Below are 17167 nucleotides of genomic sequence, written 5' to 3' on the forward strand. Positions count from 1 at the left end.
TCCGTACCAGACCCGCGCGTCGGCATCGCGGCATCGGTCATTTGTGGTGAATCCTTGCCTGCGGCCCCTCCGGGTGGAGCGGGCCGGCGATGATCGCGCTGCATCACGAAGGATGCGGTTGATCTTGCTGTAAGCGGCTTATCATACGCGGAGTGCTGCGGTGCGGCAAGAAGTTGTGCGGGAGCATGTGCGGTGGTGTCGGCGCTGGGGTGGTGTCGGCTTACGCTGCGCTAAGCCGACCTACGCCGACCTGCGCCGGCCTACGCAGCAATCAATGCAAACGTCTGCTCGATCTCGCGGCTGTCGAGCGGGCGCACGAGGCGCGCCACTTCCTGGCCATCTTTCAGAAAAATCAGGGTCGGCCACAGCTTGACCTTGAAGGAGCGGCCCAGGGCACGGCCGGGGCCGTCCTCCACGCGCAGATGCGCTACCCCGGGGTACTGCGCCAACGCGGCGGCCAGCGGCGCCTTGGTGGCGCGGCAATGGCCGCACCAGCCCGTGCCGAATTCCAGCAGGGCCGGGCCCGCCAGGGCGTCGATCTCGGCGCGCGTGGGTTGTGCTAAGGAATATGTATCGTTCATCATGCCGCCCTCCTTGTCCGCTCAGACCACTTTCACGCGCAATTCGCCCAGGCCGTCGATGGCACCCACCAGCTCGTCGCCGCGCTGCACGGCCGCCACGCCGGCCGGCGTGCCCGTGTAGATCAGGTCGCCTGGCTGCAAGGTGAAATAGGTCGACAGGTCGGCGATGGTTTCGGCCACGTTCCAGATCAGCATATCGATAGTGCTGCTTTGACGCAGTTCACCATTCACGTGCAGCGTGATGGCGGCATGCTGGACGTCGCCCGCCTGCGCAGCCGGGGTGATGGGGCCGATGGGGGCCGAGTGTTCGAAGGCCTTGCCCGTCTCCCACGGACGGCCCAGTTTTTTTGCCGCGCCCTGCACGTCGCGGCGCGTCATGTCCAGGCCGATCGCATAACCCCACACGTGGCCCATAGCGTCCTCGGCGGCGATGTCGCTGCCGCCCTTGCCGATGGCCACCACCAGTTCCATCTCGTGCTGGAAATCCTGCGTTTGCGCCGGATACGGCAGCTCGCCCGTCGTTCCGGCTGGCACGGGCAGCACGGCATCGTTTGGCTTCATGAAGAAAAACGGCGCCTCGCGGCCCGTATGGCCCATTTCCTTGGCGTGGTCGACATAGTTGCGGCCTACGCAATAGATGCGGTGGACAGGAAAAGTATCAACGCTACCGGTGACGGGAACGCTGGGCTGGATGGCTGCGGGAATGACATACGACATGAAAACTCCTGATCGGCACGATAAAAAGGCGGCGATAAAAAAGGGACACCGCAGTGTCCCCCATTTTACGACAACGTTACTTCAGCAGTCCCGAGCGGCTCGGGTCCGGCATGCGGATGGCGACGATGAAGGAAATCAGGCACATGATGGTCACGTACCAATAGAAATACTCTTCCACGTGCAAGGCCTTGAACTGCAGCGCCACATATTCGGCCGAACCGCCGAACATGGCGTTGGCCACCGCGTACGACAGGCCCACGCCCAGCGCGCGCACTTCGACGGGGAACATTTCCGCCTTGATCAGGCCGCTGATCGACGTGTAGAAGCTGATGATGGCCAGCGCGATGATGATCAGGCCGAACGCCGCGTACGGGCTGGAAATATCCTTCAAGGCATGCATGATGGGCAGCACGCACAGGGTGGCCAGGCCGCCAAAGAACAGCATCGAGGTGCGGCGGCCGATGCGGTCGGACAAGGCGCCGAACACCGGTTGCAGAATCATGTACACCAACAGCGCGCAGGTCATGACGGCGCTGGCCGTCTTGGTATCCATGCCGGCCGTGTTGACCAGGTATTTCTGCATGTAGGTGGTGAACGTGTAGAACACGAGCGAGCCGCCGGCCGTAAAGCCGAGTACCGTGATAAATGCGCGCTTATGCTTGAGCAAACCGCGCAGGCTGCCCGCATCCTTGTCCTTGCGCTCGCTGGCGGTGGTCGTTTCCGTCAGGGATTTACGCAGGTTCAGCGACACGAGGGCCGCCAGGGCGCCAAAGACGAACGGGATGCGCCAGCCCCAGGCGCGCAGCTCTTCCAGGGTCAACAGTTGCTGCAAGACCACCAGCACCAGCAAGGCCAGCAACTGGCCGCCGATCAGGGTCACGTACTGGAACGAGGCAAAGAAGCCGCGCTTGCCCGACTCCGACACTTCGCTCATGTAGGTGGCGCTGGTGCCGTATTCGCCGCCCACGGACAGGCCCTGGAACAGGCGCGCCACCAGCAGCAGGAACGGGGCGAAGGCGCCGATGGTGTCATACGTCGGCATGACGGCGATCATCAGCGAGCCGCCGCACATCATCAGCACGGAAATCATCATCGACTGGCGGCGGCCGTATTTGTCGGCGATGCGGCCGAACAGCCAGCCGCCCACGGGACGCATGAGGAAGCCGGCGGCAAAGATGCCGGCCGTCTGCAGCAGCTGCGTGGTCGGGTTACCGGAAGGGAAGAAGGCGTGCGAGAAGTACAGCGCGCAGAACGAGTAAATGTAGAAGTCGAACCATTCGACCAGGTTACCGGAGGAAGCGCCAATGATGGCCTTGATGCGCTGCCGGGAAGTCAGCTGCGCAACGTCATGCGGAGTATCGTGGGATGTCATATCAATCTTCTTGTTCGTGTGAAAAAGCCAACGCCAGCCAGGTTGCCCGGGCTGGTTTTGCATCATACGCCCTTGATCCGGGTCAAAAAGCCGCCCGGCATACGCGTTAATACGTATCGCCGGCAATTTTTTTCACCTGCGGGCGCGCAGGATCAGACCCGTTCCAGCACCAGCGCGATACCCTGGCCCACGCCGATGCACATGGTGCACAGCGCATAGCGCCCGCCCGTGCGGTGCAATTGATTCACGGCCGTCATGGCCAGGCGCGCACCGGACGCGCCCAGCGGGTGGCCCAGGGCGATGGCGCCGCCGTTCGGGTTGACGCGCGCATCGTCGTCGCGCACACCCAGCTGGCGCAGCACGGCCAGGCCTTGCGCGGCGAACGCTTCGTTCAGCTCGATGACGTCGAAGTCGGCCATCGTCAAACCCGTCATGGCCAGCACTTTCAGGGTGGCGGGCGCGGGGCCGATGCCCATGATGCGCGGCGCCACGCCGGCCGTCGCCATGGCGACGACGCGCGCGCGGGGCGTGAGGCCAAAGCGGGCCGCATTCGCCTCGTCGGCCAGCAGCAGGGCCGCCGCGCCATCGTTGACGCCGGACGCGTTGCCGGCCGTGATCGTGCCGTCCGCGCGCACGACGGGTTTCAATTTGGCCAGGGTCTCCAGGGTGGTGGCGCGCGGGTGCTCGTCGCGGGCAACGATGATGGGATCGCCCTTCTTCTGCGCGATGCTGACGGGACAGATTTCGCTGTCGAACACGCCCGCCTGCTGCGCCGCCAGCGCCTTGACCTGGCTGGCCAGGGCGAACGCATCCTGATCAAGACGGCTGATGCCGAAATCGGATGCCACGTTTTCCGCCGTTTCCGGCATCGAATCGACACCGTACTGCGCCTTCATCAGCGGATTGATGAAGCGCCAGCCGATGGTCGTGTCTTCCATTTTCATGCCGCGCGCAAAGGCGCTGTCGGCCTTGCCCATGACGAATGGCGCGCGGCTCATGCTTTCCACGCCGCCGGCGATCAGCAAGCCCGCTTCGCCGCTCTTGATGAAGCGCGCGGCGCTGCCGATGGCGTCCAGGCCCGAGCCGCACAGGCGGTTCAGGGTGGCGCCCGGCACGCTGTCGGGCAAGCCCGCCAGCAGGGCCGCCATGCGCGCCACGTTGCGGTTGTCCTCGCCCGCCTGGTTGGCGCAGCCGTACAGCACGTCGGTGACGGCAGCCCAGTCCACGTTCGGGTTGCGCGCCATCAAGGCACGGATGGGCACGGCGCCCAGGTCGTCGGCGCGCACGCCGGACAGTCCGCCGCCGTAGCGGCCGAAGGGGGTACGCTGGGCGTCGCAGATAAAAGCTGCAGTCATGTTATTTTCCTCCAAGAAAATGTATTAAATTAACGTCCATCCAGCAACGGCACCGGCGTCAGGGCTTGCAGCTGTTCCAGACTCAAGCCATTGACCAGTTCGACGACCGTCGCGCCTTCCGGTCCCAGGTCGAGCACGGCCAGGTCGCTGTAGATACGGCTGACGCACCCGATACCCGTGAGCGGATAGGTGCAGGCCTGCACCAGCTTGCTTTCACCTGTCTTCGTCAGCAATTCCATCATGACCCAGGTTTTTTTCGCGCCGATGGCCAAATCCATGGCCCCGCCCACGGCGGGGATGGCGTCGGGCGCGCCCGTGTGCCAGTTGGCCAGGTCGCCCGTGGCGGACACCTGGAAGGCGCCCAGCACGCAGATATCGAGGTGGCCGCCGCGCATCATGGCGAAGCTGTCGGCATGGTGGAAATAGCTGCCGCCGGCCAGCAGGGTGACGGGCTGCTTGCCCGCGTTGATCAGGTCGTAGTCTTCCTCGCCCGGCGCGGGCGCGGGGCCCATGCCGATCACGCCGTTTTCGCTGTGCAGGATGATCTCCGCGCCGGCCGGCAAGTGATTCGCCACCAGAGTGGGCAAGCCGATGCCCAGGTTCACCACGGCACCCTCATGGATGTCGGCCGCCACCTTGGCCGCCATCTGGTCTCGATTCCATTTATTCATGTGATTTCTTTCTCAAGCGGCCGCTTTGAAGCCGGCGGGGCCGGTGGCCGTGCGCGGCACTTGCACGATGCGCTGCACGAACAGGCCCGGCGTGATGACGTGTTCGGGATCGATGCTGCCCAGCTCAGCAACTTCATGCACGGAGGCAATGCTGACCTTGGCGGCCATGGCCATGATGGGGCCGAAGTTGCGCGCCGTCTTGCGGTAGGTCAGGTTGCCCCAGCGGTCGCCCTGCTCCGCCTTGATCAGGGCGAAGTCCGCGTGGATGGGCGACTCGAACACATACATGCGGCCGTCGATCTCGCGCGTTTCCTTGCCCTTGGCCAAGTCCGTGCCATAGCCCGTGGGCGTAAAAAAGCCGCCGATGCCGGCGCCGGCGGCGCGGATGCGCTCGGCCAGATTTCCCTGCGGCACCAGTTCCAGCTCCAGCTTGCCCGCGCGGTACAGGGCGTCGAAGACGTGGGAATCGGCCTGGCGCGGGAACGAGCAGATGATCTTGCGCACTTGCCCGTTTTTCAGCAGGGCGGCCAGGCCCGTGTCGCCATTGCCCGCATTGTTGTTGACGATGACGAGGTCGCGCGCGCCCTGGGCGATCAGGCCGTCGATCAGCTCGGCCGGCTGGCCCGCGCCGCCAAAGCCGCCAATCATGACGGTAGCGCCATCGTGGATATCGGCCAGCGCATCAAGCACGCTGGAACGCAGTTTATCGATCATTGCCTGTCTCCTCCCAATCAAACTCACGGCCGATTTGTTCGCATATCGAACAAATATTCGTATTTAGAACTTATTCGTGAGAATATGCCTGATCGGGGCGCTTGTCAATTTGCCGTTTTGGCCAGCGCCATGGCTATAATTGCCACCTTGATCCTTTGGAATCGCCATGACCGCACGCAGCAGCACCCCCCTTTCCGCCGACGAAACCCTCGATGCCGACGGCGCGCCGCGTCCCGGCGACAGCTATGTGCAATCGTTCGCGCGCGGACTGGCCGTCTTGCGCAGTTTTGGCGCGGACGCGCCGCAACAGACCCTGAGTGAAGTGGCGGAACGGGCGCAGCTGACACGCGCGGGCGCGCGGCGCATCCTGCTCACCTTGCTGCATCTGGGCTATGTGGAGGCGGACGGACGCTTGTTCCGCCTGACGCCCAAGGTGCTCGACCTCGGTTACGCCTATCTGTCATCGTTGCCCGTGTGGACGCAGGCGCAGCCGCTGCTGGAAGAATTGATGCAGGCCTTGCGTCAGTCGTGCTCGGCCACCGTGCTCGACGGCGACGACATCGTGTATGTCGTGCGCCTGTCCGCGCACCGCACCATGTCGATCAACCTGGGCATCGGCAGCCGGTTGCCCGCCTACTGCACCTCGATGGGCAGGGTGTTGCTGTCGGGCCTGGCGCCCGAGGCGCTGCGCGAACGGCTGTCGAAGATGGCGCTGCTGAAAATCACGCCGGCGACCAAGGTCGATATCGAGGTCTTGATGGAAGAGATCGCGCAAGTGCGGCGCCAGGGCTGGTGCCTGGTGCAGGAAGAGCTGGAACAGGGCTTGATCGCCCTGGCCGCGCCCGTGTTCGACCGGGCCGGCAAGGTGGTGGCGGCGATCAACGTCAGCGGCCAGACGGCGGGGCCGTCCGTGGCGCATCTGCTGGAACACAGCCTGCCGAAACTGCTCGACACGGCCAGCCGGGTCAGCGCCCTGGTGCGGGTGCAGCAGTAACGCTTAATTCTTGAACCTTATTTTTTAAACTTCAAGCACAAGTCCGGGCGCGGCTGCGCCGCCATCGTTTGCGTCAGGTCGAACGTGCCCTGGTAGCCGCCAACGCCCTGTTCCAGGTAGCCGATGCTGCGCACATTCAGTTGCGGGTCGGCCAGCTTCAGCCAGCGGGGCACGCCGATATCCTTGCGCACATGCACATTGCCGGCGATCAGCACCACGTCGCGCGGCGCCTGGTCGCGGATCAGCTTGGCCATCCAGATATCGCGCGCCACCTGGGCGTTGACGACGCCTGTCACCATCATGTCGGGCAGCATGTTGCAGCGGGCCGCCTGGACTTCCTTCCGCTGCCCTTCCAGGATATCGGCCGGCACGGGCGCGGCCAGATACGTGGCCACCATGGCGGGCGGCATGGACCACTGGATGCCGTCGCGCGCGATGCGCGAGGCATCGGCCGGCGACAGGTTGCCGGCGACCAGGTTCAGCTGATAGCTGATGACGAGGTCCAGCACGGGCCGGTACAAGCTCCAGTCCCAGCGCGGCTGTTCCATCACGCGGATGATGCAATCGGGGTCGGCGCATTCGCGCGCGGCGCGCGTCAGCAAGGCCTGGTTTTCGCGGTCGAACTGCTCCATGACGATCACGGGACGCCAGCCGGCGGCCAGCCGGCGCTGCAATTCCGCGATCCTCAGGCGCTGGCCTTGCGCATTGTCGGGTACTTCACCGAGCAGCAGCACTTGCGGATTGGGCAAGGTGTCGGCCACGGGCGCGGGAGCGGGCGGGGCTTCCTTCTTCAGCAAGCTCAAGCTGCCGCAGGCGGCCAGCGCCAGCACGCTGCACAGCAGAGCGGCGCGCGCGCCGGCACGGAAAATCACGGTCTTCATGTAAGCGGTATCCAAAGTGGCGATGCGCCAGATTGTACCGTCTCAGGCTGGCGCGGGTGCCTTGCGGCGCTCCAGTACTTCAAACAGGGCCATGCCGACCAGCATCGCGATCACAAACAGCCATGCCTTCGGCTGGCCGGCCAGCAGCGACACGAGGGCGGGGCCGGGACAGAAACCGGCGATGCCCCAGCCCGCGCCAAAGGCCAGGCTGCCCAGCAGCAAGCGCCGGTCGATGCGCCGCGACGTGGGCAACTGCATGGAATCGCCCAGCAGCGACTTGCTGCGCCGCCGCGCCAGCCAGAAGGCGGGCAGGGCCACGCCGATGGCGCCGCCCATCACCAGCATCAGCGACGGGTCCCAGGCGCCGGCCAGGTCGAGGAAACCGATGACCTTGGCCGGGTTGGCCATGCCGGAGACGATCAGGCCCAGTCCAAAGACGAGGCCGCTCAACAGGGAAAGGAGTAGTTTACTCATAGGTGGCGCAACAGATATACGGTGAGGAAACCGGCCGCCATGAAGGCACACGTGGCCGCCAGCGAACGGGGTGACAGGCGCGACAGGCCGCACACGCCGTGGCCGCTGGTGCAGCCGGCGCCATAGCGCACGCCCACGCCCACCAGCAGGCCCGCCGCGATCAGGGCCGGTGTACCGGCGTCGACCTGCACGGGCGGCAAGGCTTGCCACAACTGCCACAGCAGGGGCGTGCCGATCAGGCCGGCAAGAAAGGCGATGCGCCAGCCCAGGTCGCCACTGCGCGGGCGCAACACGCCGCCGAGGATGCCGCTGATGCCGGCGATGCGGCCATTAAACAGGATCAATAACGCAGCCGCCAGGCCGATCAGCATGCCGCCGGCCAGCGAGGTCCATGGCGTGAAGTGCTGCCAGTCGATAGTCATGGGTGGCTCAGTCGGCTTCGTCGTTGAACGTGGGGCGCGGCGCGCAAAATTGCGCGTACAGCACTTGCAGCACGGCCAGCACGGGCGCGCTGGCGACGCGGTAATAGATCTGCTTGCCGTCGCGCCGCGTGGCCACCAGCATTTCTTCGCGCAGCACACCCAGCTGCTGCGAGAGGGTCGGCTGGCCGATGCCCACTTTTTGCTCGAGGTCGCTGACGCAATGCTCGCCCTGCGACAGCTGGCACAGCAGCATCAAACGGTCGGCGTTGCCCATGGCCTTGAGCAGCGAGCTGGCCTTGTAGGCCGAGCCACGCATGGCGTCGAGGTTGTATTCGGCGTGTTGTGTTGCGACTGTCTCCATCGTGCCCTCCCACAGGCGGTCATGTTGTATAGCGTGCGATAAACAATATACTAATCAATATATTGTTTTCCTGCTGGCGATTCGCACAAAAAACAACAGTGTTTTTGGCGATAGCGTGCTTATGTAAAGTGTGCGGCAACGATCATGTTTACGCTATCAAAATGACAAATATTCGTAATAAACATGAAATAAACGTATCAAAATTGTCACGATTTATGCTGTAATGGGAGAACAGCAGAAAAATCATGATACGCCCCCGTACAGGCGAATTGTCCGTCCATGCGCCAGCCGGTTTCGGCTGCGCCGCGCGGTGAACAACAGGGAGAGCACGATGAGAATCTATCAGCCGCTATGCGTGGCCTTGCTGGCGCTGTCGGCCAGCACGGGGAGCATGGCGGCAGTCAGCGACACGACGGCCGGCAAGCAGGAAGCCGGCGAACGCGTGACGATCGATGAAAGCATCAGCTTGAATAACAATCCTGGCTGGGAAACGCCGGATTTGCCGTATGCACGCCTGCTGGCCAACAGCACCGCGACGGCGGCACCGCACTGGAGCAGCAGTGGCGCGCGCCATGCGGCCCTGGCGCCGCCCAGACCCGTGACGGCCGCGAGCGCACAGCAAACCAGCGTAACGGCCGCCGTGCCGGAAGCGAGCATGTACTCGATGCTGCTGGTGGGATTGGGCCTGGTGGCCCTGAGCCTGCACGGCGAAAAACAGGAAAAATTCGACAACTGACGGCGCCTGCGCTGGCAAGTGCGCTGCTGCAAAACATTCCGCCTGGTGCGGAATGTTTTTTTTATGGCGTCCTCATTTATCGAGCAGGCGGCAGACCCGTTCGATATTGCCCACCGGCGTGCCCGACTTCAGGGCCCGCGCGATGCAGCCCGCCTTGTCCGGGCCCGAGGCGGACAGGAGTACGAAGGCCGTCACCACCACGCTGATGGCGACGAGCACGATCAATACGCCCTTGACGATATCCCAGTTCATGGCGTCGCAATGGCAGGCATCATTACTCCTTGGCCGATGAGGCGGCCGCATCCGCTCCGTTCAGCAGCGCATGCAATTTCTGCATGGTGGCCCAGTTGCGCGAGGTGACGCCGTCGCCCAGCAGCACACCCAGCGCCGCCACCACCTTGCTGGCCAGCACGCCATCGGGACACCAGGCATACGCGGCCCAGCGGCCCAGCGCCAGCGCTTCGGGCTGCCACGACTGCTGCAAGAGCGGCGTCAGGCGCTGCACGTCGGCCGGATTGTTCAGCACCAAGGTCAGCAGGCGTGCCGCATCGGTCGCCGGCGCCAGGGTGTTTTGCTCGACCAGTTCGGCAAACTGGCTGGCCGACAGCACCGTCACTCTGGCCGCCACACCCAGTTTCAGCACCAGCGCTTCCTCGATGCGGGCGGCGGCCTCGGCCGGCGCCACCGCCCCGCCGTCATACACGACGTTGCCGCTATTGAGGACCGTACGCACCTGCGCAAAACCGAGGTCGCCCAGCAGCTTGCGCAGGTCGGCCATGGCCACGCGCTTGGCGCGACCCACATTGATCCCGCGCAAAAGCGCCACTTGCTGACTGTTTTCTATCTGTGCCATGTCATCTCCTTGACTATGCCTGGCTGCTGGTGCTTTCCGGTAACGGCGTCACCGTGGGCAGGCGCAGCAGGAACGTCGCGCCCTGCCCCAAGGTGCTGCTGACCGTGATGGTGCCGCCAAACTGCTTGGCAATCAAGTTGAACACGATATTCAAGCCCAGTCCCGTGCCGCCCTGCCCGCGCCGCGTGGTGACAAACGGATCGAACACGCGGTCGAGCATGTCGGGCGCGATGCCGCGGCCGTTGTCGCGCACCTGCATGGCGATCGCGTCGCCGTCGCGGCGCACGCCGATATGGATATTACCCGCCGTGTCCGCATCGAAGGCGTGCTCGACACAGTTCAAGACCAGGTTGGTCAGCACCTGCGCCAGCGCACCCGGATAGCTGTCGAGCATGATGTCAGGCGGGCAATCGATATCGATGCTGATGCGCGTCTTTTTCAGGGTGGGCTGCAGGCTCGAGATCACCTCGCCGATATAGTCGCGCAATTCGAACAAACGGCGCGCCTCGCTGACCTGGTCAACGGCGATCTGCTTGAAGCTGTGGATCAGGTGTGCGGCGCGGTAGGCATTGTTCATGATCAGCCGCGCGCTTTCGCCGGCCGTTTCCAGGTAGCGCACGATGTCGGTCTTCTTCACGCTGCCGCCTGCCACCGCCGCGCTGATGTCATCGGTGGCTTCCTTCAGCACCGAGGCGCTGGTCAGGGCGATGCCGACCGGGGTGTTGATTTCATGCGCCACGCCGGCCACCAGGCTGCCCAGCGAGGCCAGGCGTTCCGCCTGCAGCAACGATTCCTGCGCGCGGCGCAGCTCGTCCATGGCCTGCGCCGTTGCCTGCTGCGAACGGCGCGCCATGTCCTCCGCCTCGCGGCTGCCCTCGATGATGGACTTGAGCTTGCGCTGCACGGCATTGAAGCCGCGGATCACATCGCCGAGTTCGTCGCGCCGGTTTTCCGGCAGCTCTTCGACCTCGTCGCTGCCGCGCGTGGCCAGGTCGAACAAGCCGTCGCGCAACTGTTTCAGGGGCCCGAAGACGATGCGCAGGCTCAGCGCCAGGGCGCCCACGAGGATGATGTCAAGCAGCAACACTTCCACCACCTTGCGCCGCACTTCGCCGCGCAGGGCAGCATCGATCTGCGCGCGGCTGAAATTGACGATGACCTTGCCCACGATCACCGGCTTGCCGCCCGTGGCGGCCGCCACGGCGTCGCGGAACACCAGCGGCGCCTCGACGGGCGTGCCACCCATGGCCACGTCCGCCTCAAGCGGCACCAGGGTGCCGGCCGCATCGCGCACTTCGCCGGCGAACAAACCGACCGAGGCGTCATAGACGCGGATGCCGACCAGTTCCGGCGGCAGCATTTCGGCCGCCACGATGCTGTCGACCTTGGATTTGTCGAGGTCCCACAGGGCGGACGGCAAGCTGGTCTGCAAGCGCGTGAGCACGCCGCTGCGCAGGCGCGCGCTGCCCGATTCGAGTTCCTTGCTCAAGGTATATTGGGTATAGCTGCCGGAAATGCCCAGCACCAAGGTGACGATCACGACAAAAAGCAGGGTCAGCCGGACTTGGATACTCACCATCAATCAACACTCCCCGGGCCAGGCCAGCCGCCAGCCCGCGGCGCGGGCGCAGATACGTCAGCAATGCAAGGGCCTGATTCAAATGTACGGTATGACATGCTTATTGGCAAGATTTACAGCATTCCCAGTTTCGATAGAGACTTTGATGCAGGTTGAGACATTGCGTCATGGCAATGGTAATATCCCGCAATCATCTAAGGAGTCGTCATGGCGGTCACGCATCAACATCTACCCCTAGAACAAGTTCGTCCCGGCATGATCTTGTCTGATGTCTTGCTCGATGCGCATGGACAAGTGCTGCTGCCGCAAGGTGCGGTTTTGACGGAAAACATGCTGGCTCTGATGCCTCGCCACAACATCGACATGCTGCCGATCCAGGCGCCGCCCCCGTCGCCGGAGGCAATCGCCGCGCAGCAAGCGGTCGACAGCGAACGGCTGGCCTACCTGTTCCGCAAGCATGACCCGGACGATCCCCTCGATGCGGCCACCACCTTGCTGCGCAACTATGTCACGCAATACCGCCTGGGCACGGGAGAGGCCGCATGAGCACCCAGCTGACGCTCGACGATATCGTCGCCCACCTCGATGACTTGCCTTCGCTGCCCGCCGTCGTCATGGAACTGCTCAACAGCATAGACCAGGAAGACGTGGATATTTCCGTGCTGGCCAAAAAAGTGTCGTATGACCAGGCGCTGACGGCAAAAACCCTGCGGCTGGCCAACTCATCGCACTATGGCCTGCAAGTGAAAGCCACCACCATCCAGCAGGCGATCACGTATCTGGGCTTCCAGACCACGCGCAGCCTGATCACCTCGGCCGCCATCACGGGCTGCTTCCCGGAAGGACGCTGCCCCGGTTTCGACGACAAGGCCTTCTGGCGCCATTCGGTGGCGACGGCCGCCTGCGCCAAGGTGCTGGCGCGGCAGCTCCGCTTCAACCAGGATTACGCATTCACGGCTGGCTTGCTGCACAACATCGGACGGCTGGTGCTGGTCAGCAGCTTTCCCGCGCACTACGCGCAAGTCATCGCACACCAGGCCGCGCACGATTGCAGCCTGCTCGAAGCGGAGCAAGCCGTGCTGGGCGTGGACCACGTGCAGGCGGCCGTGGCCCTGGCCGAACACTGGAATTTTTCCGACACCATGCGCCTGGCGCTGGGCAACTACCTGCAGCCGGAAGCGCCAGGCGCCGGTTTCCTGGCGGCACTGATCCATGTGGCCAATGCCGTCGTCTGTGCGCTCGACCTGGCGCAGGCGGGCGACGACATGGTGCCGCGCGTCTCGCCGGTGGCCTGGGATGCGCTGGGCCTGGGCGAAGACGCGTATCTGCAGCTATTCCGCGAAACGGAACTGCGCTACGACGAAATTACCTCGGCACTGCTGAGCTAATCAAGATCCTCACAAGGCCGCAAACGCAAACGGCCCTCGCTGCGAAGCGAAAGCCGTCATGGGTACTGCGATACATCCATGTTACCCGGTCCAAGCTGCCCGGTCCACGCCAGCCTGTCGCCGCCAGCAGCTACGCAAGCGGCACAGTCAGCGCGCAACCGCCACATCAGTGCGCGTAATTCGATTCTTGCGCATCGCCGCGGTCTTCCGCTTTGGGGCGGCCCTGGGCGTCGGACAGACGATACTTGGTGCGGCGGTCGCCCATCAAGTCGCGCAGGTCGCGGATGCTCATGCCCGTCACTTCGTGCATGCGGATCAGCAGCGAGGCGCCGACCGGCAAGCGGTGGTGGCGGATCTTGCTGATGACCGGTGGCGCCACTTCAAGCAGGCGCGACAGGGCTGCATCGTTCTTCAGCTGCATCTTGCTCAGCAGAATATCCAGCAGGTGGTTCGGGTTGTAACTCTCTTGCGATGCTAATGCATGATGTGCCATGATTTTTCCTCGTCTGGTGAATGTAGAAAATAATGCCGATACGAACTTAAGGCTGGCTTAGAGTGTTTAAATAAACGTCTTTTCAACTTATTCAGCCTTCCCCCGCCTTTTTCTTATCGCACTGCCCGCACAGGACTCGCACAGCCACGCCCAGCCAACGTACTCAAGTTGCCGCGTGAGTAAAAGCACTGCAACCCACCAAAATGAATTGCATATAAGACAATATACTAGTCCAAATACGCGGCATCTGCGCCTCGCGCAAACTTCCTGATTGTTAAATATCAATCAAGCTGCTGGTTGGCTTGGCAACGATGCTATTTCAACACATTAGGATGCCGGCGGGCGCACACAAGGCTTTGCAGCAACTTGTTACAAATCAATGGTGCCGCACAGCAATAAATGCTTTTCAGCATCATCGTTTCGGGCGCCTTGTTCGCACCGCAACCTTGCCTGCAAGATCAGCACGACATGGCCCGTCCCGGCGATTTACGCTAAACTATGGCCTGAACTTGCAGCGAGCCTGCCACCGGGCAGCCAGAGGCGCCCGGCCGGTCATCCACCGCGCCCAACCCTGAGCGCCCCCCTGCGCCGCAGCATCCTGCCCACCCATCTTGTTTGCCGCCACATTTACCGATAAGCGCCCGACTCCATGCAGAAAAAAGTATTCATTAAAACCTTCGGCTGCCAGATGAACGAGTATGACTCGGACAAGATGGCCGACGTGCTGGGCGCCTCCGATGGCCTGGTGCGCACCGACACGCCGGAAGACGCCGACGTCATCCTGCTCAACACCTGCTCCGTGCGCGAAAAGGCGCAGGAAAAAGTGTTTTCCGACCTGGGCCGCCTGCGCGAACTGAAGCTGGCCAATCCAAACCTGCTGATCGGCGTGGGCGGCTGCGTGGCGTCGCAGGAAGGCGACGCCATCGTCAAGCGCGCGCCGTATGTCGACATGGTGTTCGGCCCGCAAACCTTGCACCGCCTGCCGCAGATGATCGAACTGCGCCGCGCCAGCGGCGATGCGCAAGTGGACATCAGCTTCCCGGAAATCGAAAAGTTCGACCACATGCCGCCGGCCAAGGTGGAAGGCGCTTCGGCGTTCGTCTCCATCATGGAAGGCTGCAGCAAATATTGCAGCTACTGCGTCGTGCCCTACACGCGCGGCGAGGAAGTCTCGCGCCGCTTCGAGGACGTGCTGACGGAAGTGGCGGGCCTGGCCGCCCAGGGCGTCAAGGAAATCACCCTGCTGGGGCAAAACGTGAACGCCTACCGCGGCGCGATGGAAGGCGGAGACATTGCCGACTTCGCCCTGCTGCTCGAATACGTGGCCGACATTCCCGGCATTGAGCGCATGCGTTTCGTCACCAGCCACCCGAAGGAATTCACGCAGCGCCTGATCGACGCCTACGCGAAGATCCCGCAACTGGTCGATCATTTGTATTTGCCGGCACAGCACGGTTCCGACAAGATCCTCGGCGCCATGAAGCGCGGCTACACGGGCCTCGAATACAAGTCCATCATCCGCCGCATCCGCGCCGTACGCCCGAACATGGCCATTTCCTCCGACTTCATCGTCGGTTTCCCCGGCGAGACGCAGGCCGACTTCGACGCCATGATGAAGCTGATCGCGGACGTCGGCTTCGACAACAGCTACAGCTTCATCTTCAGCAAGCGCCCCGGCACGCCGGCCGCCAACCTGGAAGACGACACGCCGCATGACGTCAAGCTGGCCCGGCTGCAGCAGCTGCAGGCGGCCATCGACGCCAACACGCGCAAATACAGCCTGGCCATGGTGGGCAGCGTACAAACCATCCTCGTCGAAGGCCGGTCAAAAAAGGATACGATTGATCGCGAACTGCAGGGCCGCACCGAAAACAACCGCGTGGTCAACTTCGACGCCGGCGCCGACGGCTTGCAATTGATCGGCCAGCTGGTCGACGTGCGCATCACCGAGAGCCATTCCTACACCCTGCGCGGCGAACTCGTCGCCAGCGCACCCGCATTGAAAAGAGCCAGTTGAAAACCAAAGCCCCGATACAGCCGCATTACTTCATCCCCGAGCCGCTGGACAACACGCGCCTGGCGCATTTGTGCGGACCGCTCGATGAAAACCTGCGCCAGATTTCCGCCGCCCTCGACGTGACGATTTTCCGCCGCGGCGAGAAATTCATCGTCGGCGGCAGCAATGCCGAACGCGCCGTGGAAATCCTGGAACAGTTCTACGCCATCGCCAACAAGGTCGTGCCGCTGGAAGAAGTGCAGCTGGCCCTGGTGGAACAGCGCGCGGGCCTGTCCGCCGCCTCGGAACACCACGCCAACGCGCCCATCAGCACCTTCGTCGAGCCGGACATCGCCAGCCCCGTGCTGAAAACGCGGCGCTCCGACCTGCGCGGACGCACGCCGCACCAGATCGCCTACCTGCGCGACATCCTCGAACACGACATCAGCTTCGGCGTGGGCCCGGCCGGCACGGGCAAGACCTATCTGGCCGTCGCCTGTGCCGTCGACGCGCTCGAGCGCGACGCCGTCAAGCGCATCATCCTCACGCGTCCCGCCGTCGAAGCGGGCGAACGCCTGGGCTTTTTGCCGGGCGACCTGGCGCAAAAGGTCGATCCCTACCTGCGCCCCCTGTACGACGCGCTGTACGATTTGCTGGGCTTTGACCGCACGCAGAAGCTGTTTGAAAAACAGGTGATCGAGATCGCCCCGCTGGCCTATATGCGCGGGCGCACCCTGAACCACGCCTTCGTCATCCTCGACGAGGCGCAGAACACCACCGTCGAACAGATGAAGATGTTTTTGACGCGCATCGGCTTTGGCAGCAAGGCCGTGGTGACGGGCGACGTCACGCAAGTCGACCTGCACAAGAGCCAGACGAGTGGCCTGATCGACGCCGTGCACGTATTGAAAGACGTGCGCGGCATCGGCTTCACGCAATTTAACAGCACCGACGTGGTGCGCCATCCGCTGGTCGCGCGCATCGTCGACGCGTATGAAACGGCGCAGGCGGCCAATGCCGACGCCGCCCACCTGCCCTCCTTATTGAAACCAGCTAGCGCCAAAAATGTCCGAAAAAAATAAACTGTCCTTGTCCGTGCAATACCCGGATGCCCGTCTGGAAACCCTGATCACGCGCCCGAAAGTGCGCCGCTGGGTCAATGCGGCCCTGTTCGCCCCGGCCGAATTCACCATCCGCTTCGTCGACGCGGAAGAAGGCCGCAGCCTGAACCGCGACTACCGCGAAAAGGACTACGCCACCAACGTGCTGACCTTCGCCTACAACGAAGGCGAAGAGTTGAGCGACGACGAGCCGACGCGCGCCGACATCATCCTGTGCACGGACGTGCTGGAAAAGGAAGCGGCCGAACAGAAAAAGAGCGTGGAAGAGCACACGGCGCATCTGATCGTGCACGGGGTGCTGCATGCGCAGGGCTACGACCACATGGATGACGAGGAAGCGGCCGAGATGGAAGGGCTGGAAACCGGGATACTGGCCAGGCTGGGCATCGCCGACCCGTATCGGCAATAAGCGGCCAGACATCAAGGCCTGCCCTGAAATAATCCCCTTGAGAAATATTA

The 17167-nt window shown here is 63.4% G+C and carries 21 protein-coding genes; 7 read left to right on the plus strand and 14 right to left on the minus strand.

The genetic code is table 11. From position 1 onward, the window contains the following. Positions 1-260: 260 nt before the first annotated feature. The 6 genes from CBW66_RS03215 to CBW66_RS03240 all read right to left on the minus strand — a co-directional run bounded on the left by CBW66_RS03215 (position 261) and on the right by CBW66_RS03240 (position 5410). Positions 261-584, minus strand: a complete 324-nt coding sequence (locus CBW66_RS03215; protein WP_086137013.1) for a thioredoxin family protein — start codon at positions 582-584, stop codon at positions 261-263. Positions 585-602: 18 nt separating this feature from the next. Further along, a complete protein-coding gene (locus tag CBW66_RS03220) occupies positions 603-1298 on the minus strand; it encodes a fumarylacetoacetate hydrolase family protein (RefSeq protein WP_086137014.1) in 696 nt (231 codons plus the stop codon). Between the two features lie 76 nt (positions 1299-1374). Then, positions 1375-2670: an MFS family transporter gene (locus CBW66_RS03225; RefSeq protein ID WP_086137220.1), complete on the minus strand. Its 1296-nt coding sequence runs from the start codon at positions 2668-2670 to the stop codon at positions 1375-1377. A gap of 152 nt (positions 2671-2822) precedes the next feature. Then, positions 2823-4025, minus strand: coding sequence for a 3-oxoadipyl-CoA thiolase (pcaF, locus tag CBW66_RS03230; RefSeq protein WP_086137015.1), 1203 nt, complete (start codon positions 4023-4025; stop codon positions 2823-2825). A 29-nt stretch (positions 4026-4054) separates the two neighbouring features. Then, positions 4055-4696: a 3-oxoacid CoA-transferase subunit B gene (locus tag CBW66_RS03235; RefSeq protein WP_086137016.1), complete on the minus strand. Its 642-nt coding sequence runs from the start codon at positions 4694-4696 to the stop codon at positions 4055-4057. A 12-nt stretch (positions 4697-4708) separates the two neighbouring features. Beyond that, the gene (locus CBW66_RS03240) at positions 4709-5410 is read right to left on the minus strand and encodes a 3-oxoacid CoA-transferase subunit A (RefSeq protein ID WP_086137017.1); all 702 of its coding nucleotides are present in this window, start codon (positions 5408-5410) and stop codon (positions 4709-4711) included. 166 nt (positions 5411-5576) lie between these two features. Between CBW66_RS03240 and CBW66_RS03245 the strand changes: the two genes are divergently transcribed. Beyond that, the gene (locus CBW66_RS03245) at positions 5577-6404 is read left to right on the plus strand and encodes an IclR family transcriptional regulator C-terminal domain-containing protein (RefSeq protein WP_086137018.1); all 828 of its coding nucleotides are present in this window, start codon (positions 5577-5579) and stop codon (positions 6402-6404) included. 17 nt (positions 6405-6421) lie between these two features. Here the strand turns inward: CBW66_RS03245 and CBW66_RS03250 are convergent, their stop codons facing one another. From CBW66_RS03250 to CBW66_RS03265, 4 genes are read right to left on the minus strand one after another with little or no spacing between them, the layout of a single operon-like run. Further along, positions 6422-7285, minus strand: a complete 864-nt coding sequence (locus CBW66_RS03250; RefSeq protein ID WP_086137019.1) for a ChaN family lipoprotein — start codon at positions 7283-7285, stop codon at positions 6422-6424. Between the two features lie 42 nt (positions 7286-7327). Further along, positions 7328-7759: a YeeE/YedE family protein gene (locus CBW66_RS03255; protein WP_086137020.1), complete on the minus strand. Its 432-nt coding sequence runs from the start codon at positions 7757-7759 to the stop codon at positions 7328-7330. Continuing rightward, entirely contained in the window at positions 7756-8181 is a 426-nt protein-coding gene (locus CBW66_RS03260; RefSeq protein ID WP_086137021.1) for a YeeE/YedE family protein, read from the minus strand. The genes CBW66_RS03255 and CBW66_RS03260 overlap by 4 nt, the downstream gene beginning before the upstream one ends. 7 nt (positions 8182-8188) lie before the next feature. Then, a complete protein-coding gene (locus CBW66_RS03265; protein ID WP_035822023.1) occupies positions 8189-8542 on the minus strand; it encodes a helix-turn-helix transcriptional regulator in 354 nt (117 codons plus the stop codon). Between the two features lie 331 nt (positions 8543-8873). On the opposite strand from CBW66_RS03265, the gene CBW66_RS03270 reads away from it, so the two are divergent. Continuing rightward, positions 8874-9278 carry a PEP-CTERM sorting domain-containing protein gene (locus CBW66_RS03270; RefSeq protein WP_139841567.1) on the plus strand — a complete coding sequence of 135 codons (405 nt, stop codon included), beginning with the start codon at positions 8874-8876 and terminating at the stop codon, positions 9276-9278. 72 nt (positions 9279-9350) lie between these two features. On the opposite strand, the gene CBW66_RS03275 is transcribed toward CBW66_RS03270, so the two are convergent. Genes CBW66_RS03275 through CBW66_RS03285 form a run of 3 tightly spaced genes read right to left on the minus strand, consistent with a single transcriptional unit; the run spans position 9351 to position 11710 of the window. Then, positions 9351-9530 carry a hypothetical protein gene (locus CBW66_RS03275; protein ID WP_086137023.1) on the minus strand — a complete coding sequence of 60 codons (180 nt, stop codon included), beginning with the start codon at positions 9528-9530 and terminating at the stop codon, positions 9351-9353. A gap of 22 nt (positions 9531-9552) precedes the next feature. Continuing rightward, positions 9553-10131 carry a DUF1697 domain-containing protein gene (locus CBW66_RS03280; RefSeq protein WP_086137024.1) on the minus strand — a complete coding sequence of 193 codons (579 nt, stop codon included), beginning with the start codon at positions 10129-10131 and terminating at the stop codon, positions 9553-9555. A 13-nt stretch (positions 10132-10144) separates the two neighbouring features. Then, a complete protein-coding gene (locus CBW66_RS03285; protein ID WP_086137025.1) occupies positions 10145-11710 on the minus strand; it encodes a sensor histidine kinase in 1566 nt (521 codons plus the stop codon). Positions 11711-11965: 255 nt separating this feature from the next. Here CBW66_RS03285 and CBW66_RS03290 point away from each other — a divergent pair, with 255 nt between their 5' ends. Next, on the plus strand, positions 11966-12256 hold the full coding sequence (locus CBW66_RS03290) for a hypothetical protein (protein ID WP_086137026.1): 291 nt from the start codon (positions 11966-11968) through the stop codon (positions 12254-12256). Then, on the plus strand, positions 12253-13098 hold the full coding sequence (locus tag CBW66_RS03295; protein WP_086137027.1) for an HDOD domain-containing protein: 846 nt from the start codon (positions 12253-12255) through the stop codon (positions 13096-13098). The genes CBW66_RS03290 and CBW66_RS03295 overlap by 4 nt, the downstream gene beginning before the upstream one ends. Positions 13099-13264: 166 nt before the next feature. Here the strand turns inward: CBW66_RS03295 and CBW66_RS03300 are convergent, their stop codons facing one another. Further along, positions 13265-13591: a hypothetical protein gene (locus CBW66_RS03300; RefSeq protein WP_034746769.1), complete on the minus strand. Its 327-nt coding sequence runs from the start codon at positions 13589-13591 to the stop codon at positions 13265-13267. A 649-nt stretch (positions 13592-14240) separates the two neighbouring features. On the opposite strand from CBW66_RS03300, the gene miaB reads away from it, so the two are divergent. The 3 genes from miaB to ybeY are packed head-to-tail and all read left to right on the plus strand — an operon-like array spanning position 14241 to position 17117. After that, entirely contained in the window at positions 14241-15608 is a 1368-nt protein-coding gene (gene miaB, locus CBW66_RS03305) for a tRNA (N6-isopentenyl adenosine(37)-C2)-methylthiotransferase MiaB (protein ID WP_086137028.1), read from the plus strand. Next, the gene (locus CBW66_RS03310; RefSeq protein WP_086137029.1) at positions 15605-16669 is read left to right on the plus strand and encodes a PhoH family protein; all 1065 of its coding nucleotides are present in this window, start codon (positions 15605-15607) and stop codon (positions 16667-16669) included. Before miaB ends, CBW66_RS03310 begins: the two co-directional genes overlap by 4 nt. Further along, entirely contained in the window at positions 16653-17117 is a 465-nt protein-coding gene (gene ybeY / locus CBW66_RS03315; protein WP_086137030.1) for an rRNA maturation RNase YbeY, read from the plus strand. The genes CBW66_RS03310 and ybeY overlap by 17 nt, the downstream gene beginning before the upstream one ends. Positions 17118-17167: the final 50 nt, after the last annotated feature.

This window comes from Janthinobacterium sp. GW456P (assembly GCF_002127655.1).
In the GTDB taxonomy this organism is placed as follows: domain Bacteria; phylum Pseudomonadota; class Gammaproteobacteria; order Burkholderiales; family Burkholderiaceae_D; genus Janthinobacterium.

Coding starts and splice junctions, on each gene's coding strand:
- CBW66_RS03215 (WP_086137013.1), bottom strand. CDS start 584: ATGATGAACGATACATATTCCTTAGCACAACCCACGCGCGCCGAGATC.
- CBW66_RS03220 (WP_086137014.1), bottom strand. CDS start 1,298: ATGTCGTATGTCATTCCCGCAGCCATCCAGCCCAGCGTTCCCGTCACC.
- CBW66_RS03225 (WP_086137220.1), bottom strand. CDS start 2,670: ATGACATCCCACGATACTCCGCATGACGTTGCGCAGCTGACTTCCCGG.
- pcaF (WP_086137015.1), bottom strand. CDS start 4,025: ATGACTGCAGCTTTTATCTGCGACGCCCAGCGTACCCCCTTCGGCCGC.
- CBW66_RS03235 (WP_086137016.1), bottom strand. CDS start 4,696: ATGAATAAATGGAATCGAGACCAGATGGCGGCCAAGGTGGCGGCCGAC.
- CBW66_RS03240 (WP_086137017.1), bottom strand. CDS start 5,410: ATGATCGATAAACTGCGTTCCAGCGTGCTTGATGCGCTGGCCGATATC.
- CBW66_RS03245 (WP_086137018.1), top strand. CDS start 5,577: ATGACCGCACGCAGCAGCACCCCCCTTTCCGCCGACGAAACCCTCGAT.
- CBW66_RS03250 (WP_086137019.1), bottom strand. CDS start 7,285: ATGAAGACCGTGATTTTCCGTGCCGGCGCGCGCGCCGCTCTGCTGTGC.
- CBW66_RS03255 (WP_086137020.1), bottom strand. CDS start 7,759: ATGAGTAAACTACTCCTTTCCCTGTTGAGCGGCCTCGTCTTTGGACTG.
- CBW66_RS03260 (WP_086137021.1), bottom strand. CDS start 8,181: ATGACTATCGACTGGCAGCACTTCACGCCATGGACCTCGCTGGCCGGC.
- CBW66_RS03265 (WP_035822023.1), bottom strand. CDS start 8,542: ATGGAGACAGTCGCAACACAACACGCCGAATACAACCTCGACGCCATG.
- CBW66_RS03270 (WP_139841567.1), top strand. CDS start 8,874: ATGAGAATCTATCAGCCGCTATGCGTGGCCTTGCTGGCGCTGTCGGCC.
- CBW66_RS03275 (WP_086137023.1), bottom strand. CDS start 9,530: ATGAACTGGGATATCGTCAAGGGCGTATTGATCGTGCTCGTCGCCATC.
- CBW66_RS03280 (WP_086137024.1), bottom strand. CDS start 10,131: ATGGCACAGATAGAAAACAGTCAGCAAGTGGCGCTTTTGCGCGGGATC.
- CBW66_RS03285 (WP_086137025.1), bottom strand. CDS start 11,710: ATGGTGAGTATCCAAGTCCGGCTGACCCTGCTTTTTGTCGTGATCGTC.
- CBW66_RS03290 (WP_086137026.1), top strand. CDS start 11,966: ATGATCTTGTCTGATGTCTTGCTCGATGCGCATGGACAAGTGCTGCTG.
- CBW66_RS03295 (WP_086137027.1), top strand. CDS start 12,253: ATGAGCACCCAGCTGACGCTCGACGATATCGTCGCCCACCTCGATGAC.
- CBW66_RS03300 (WP_034746769.1), bottom strand. CDS start 13,591: ATGGCACATCATGCATTAGCATCGCAAGAGAGTTACAACCCGAACCAC.
- miaB (WP_086137028.1), top strand. CDS start 14,241: ATGCAGAAAAAAGTATTCATTAAAACCTTCGGCTGCCAGATGAACGAG.
- ybeY (WP_086137030.1), top strand. CDS start 16,653: ATGTCCGAAAAAAATAAACTGTCCTTGTCCGTGCAATACCCGGATGCC.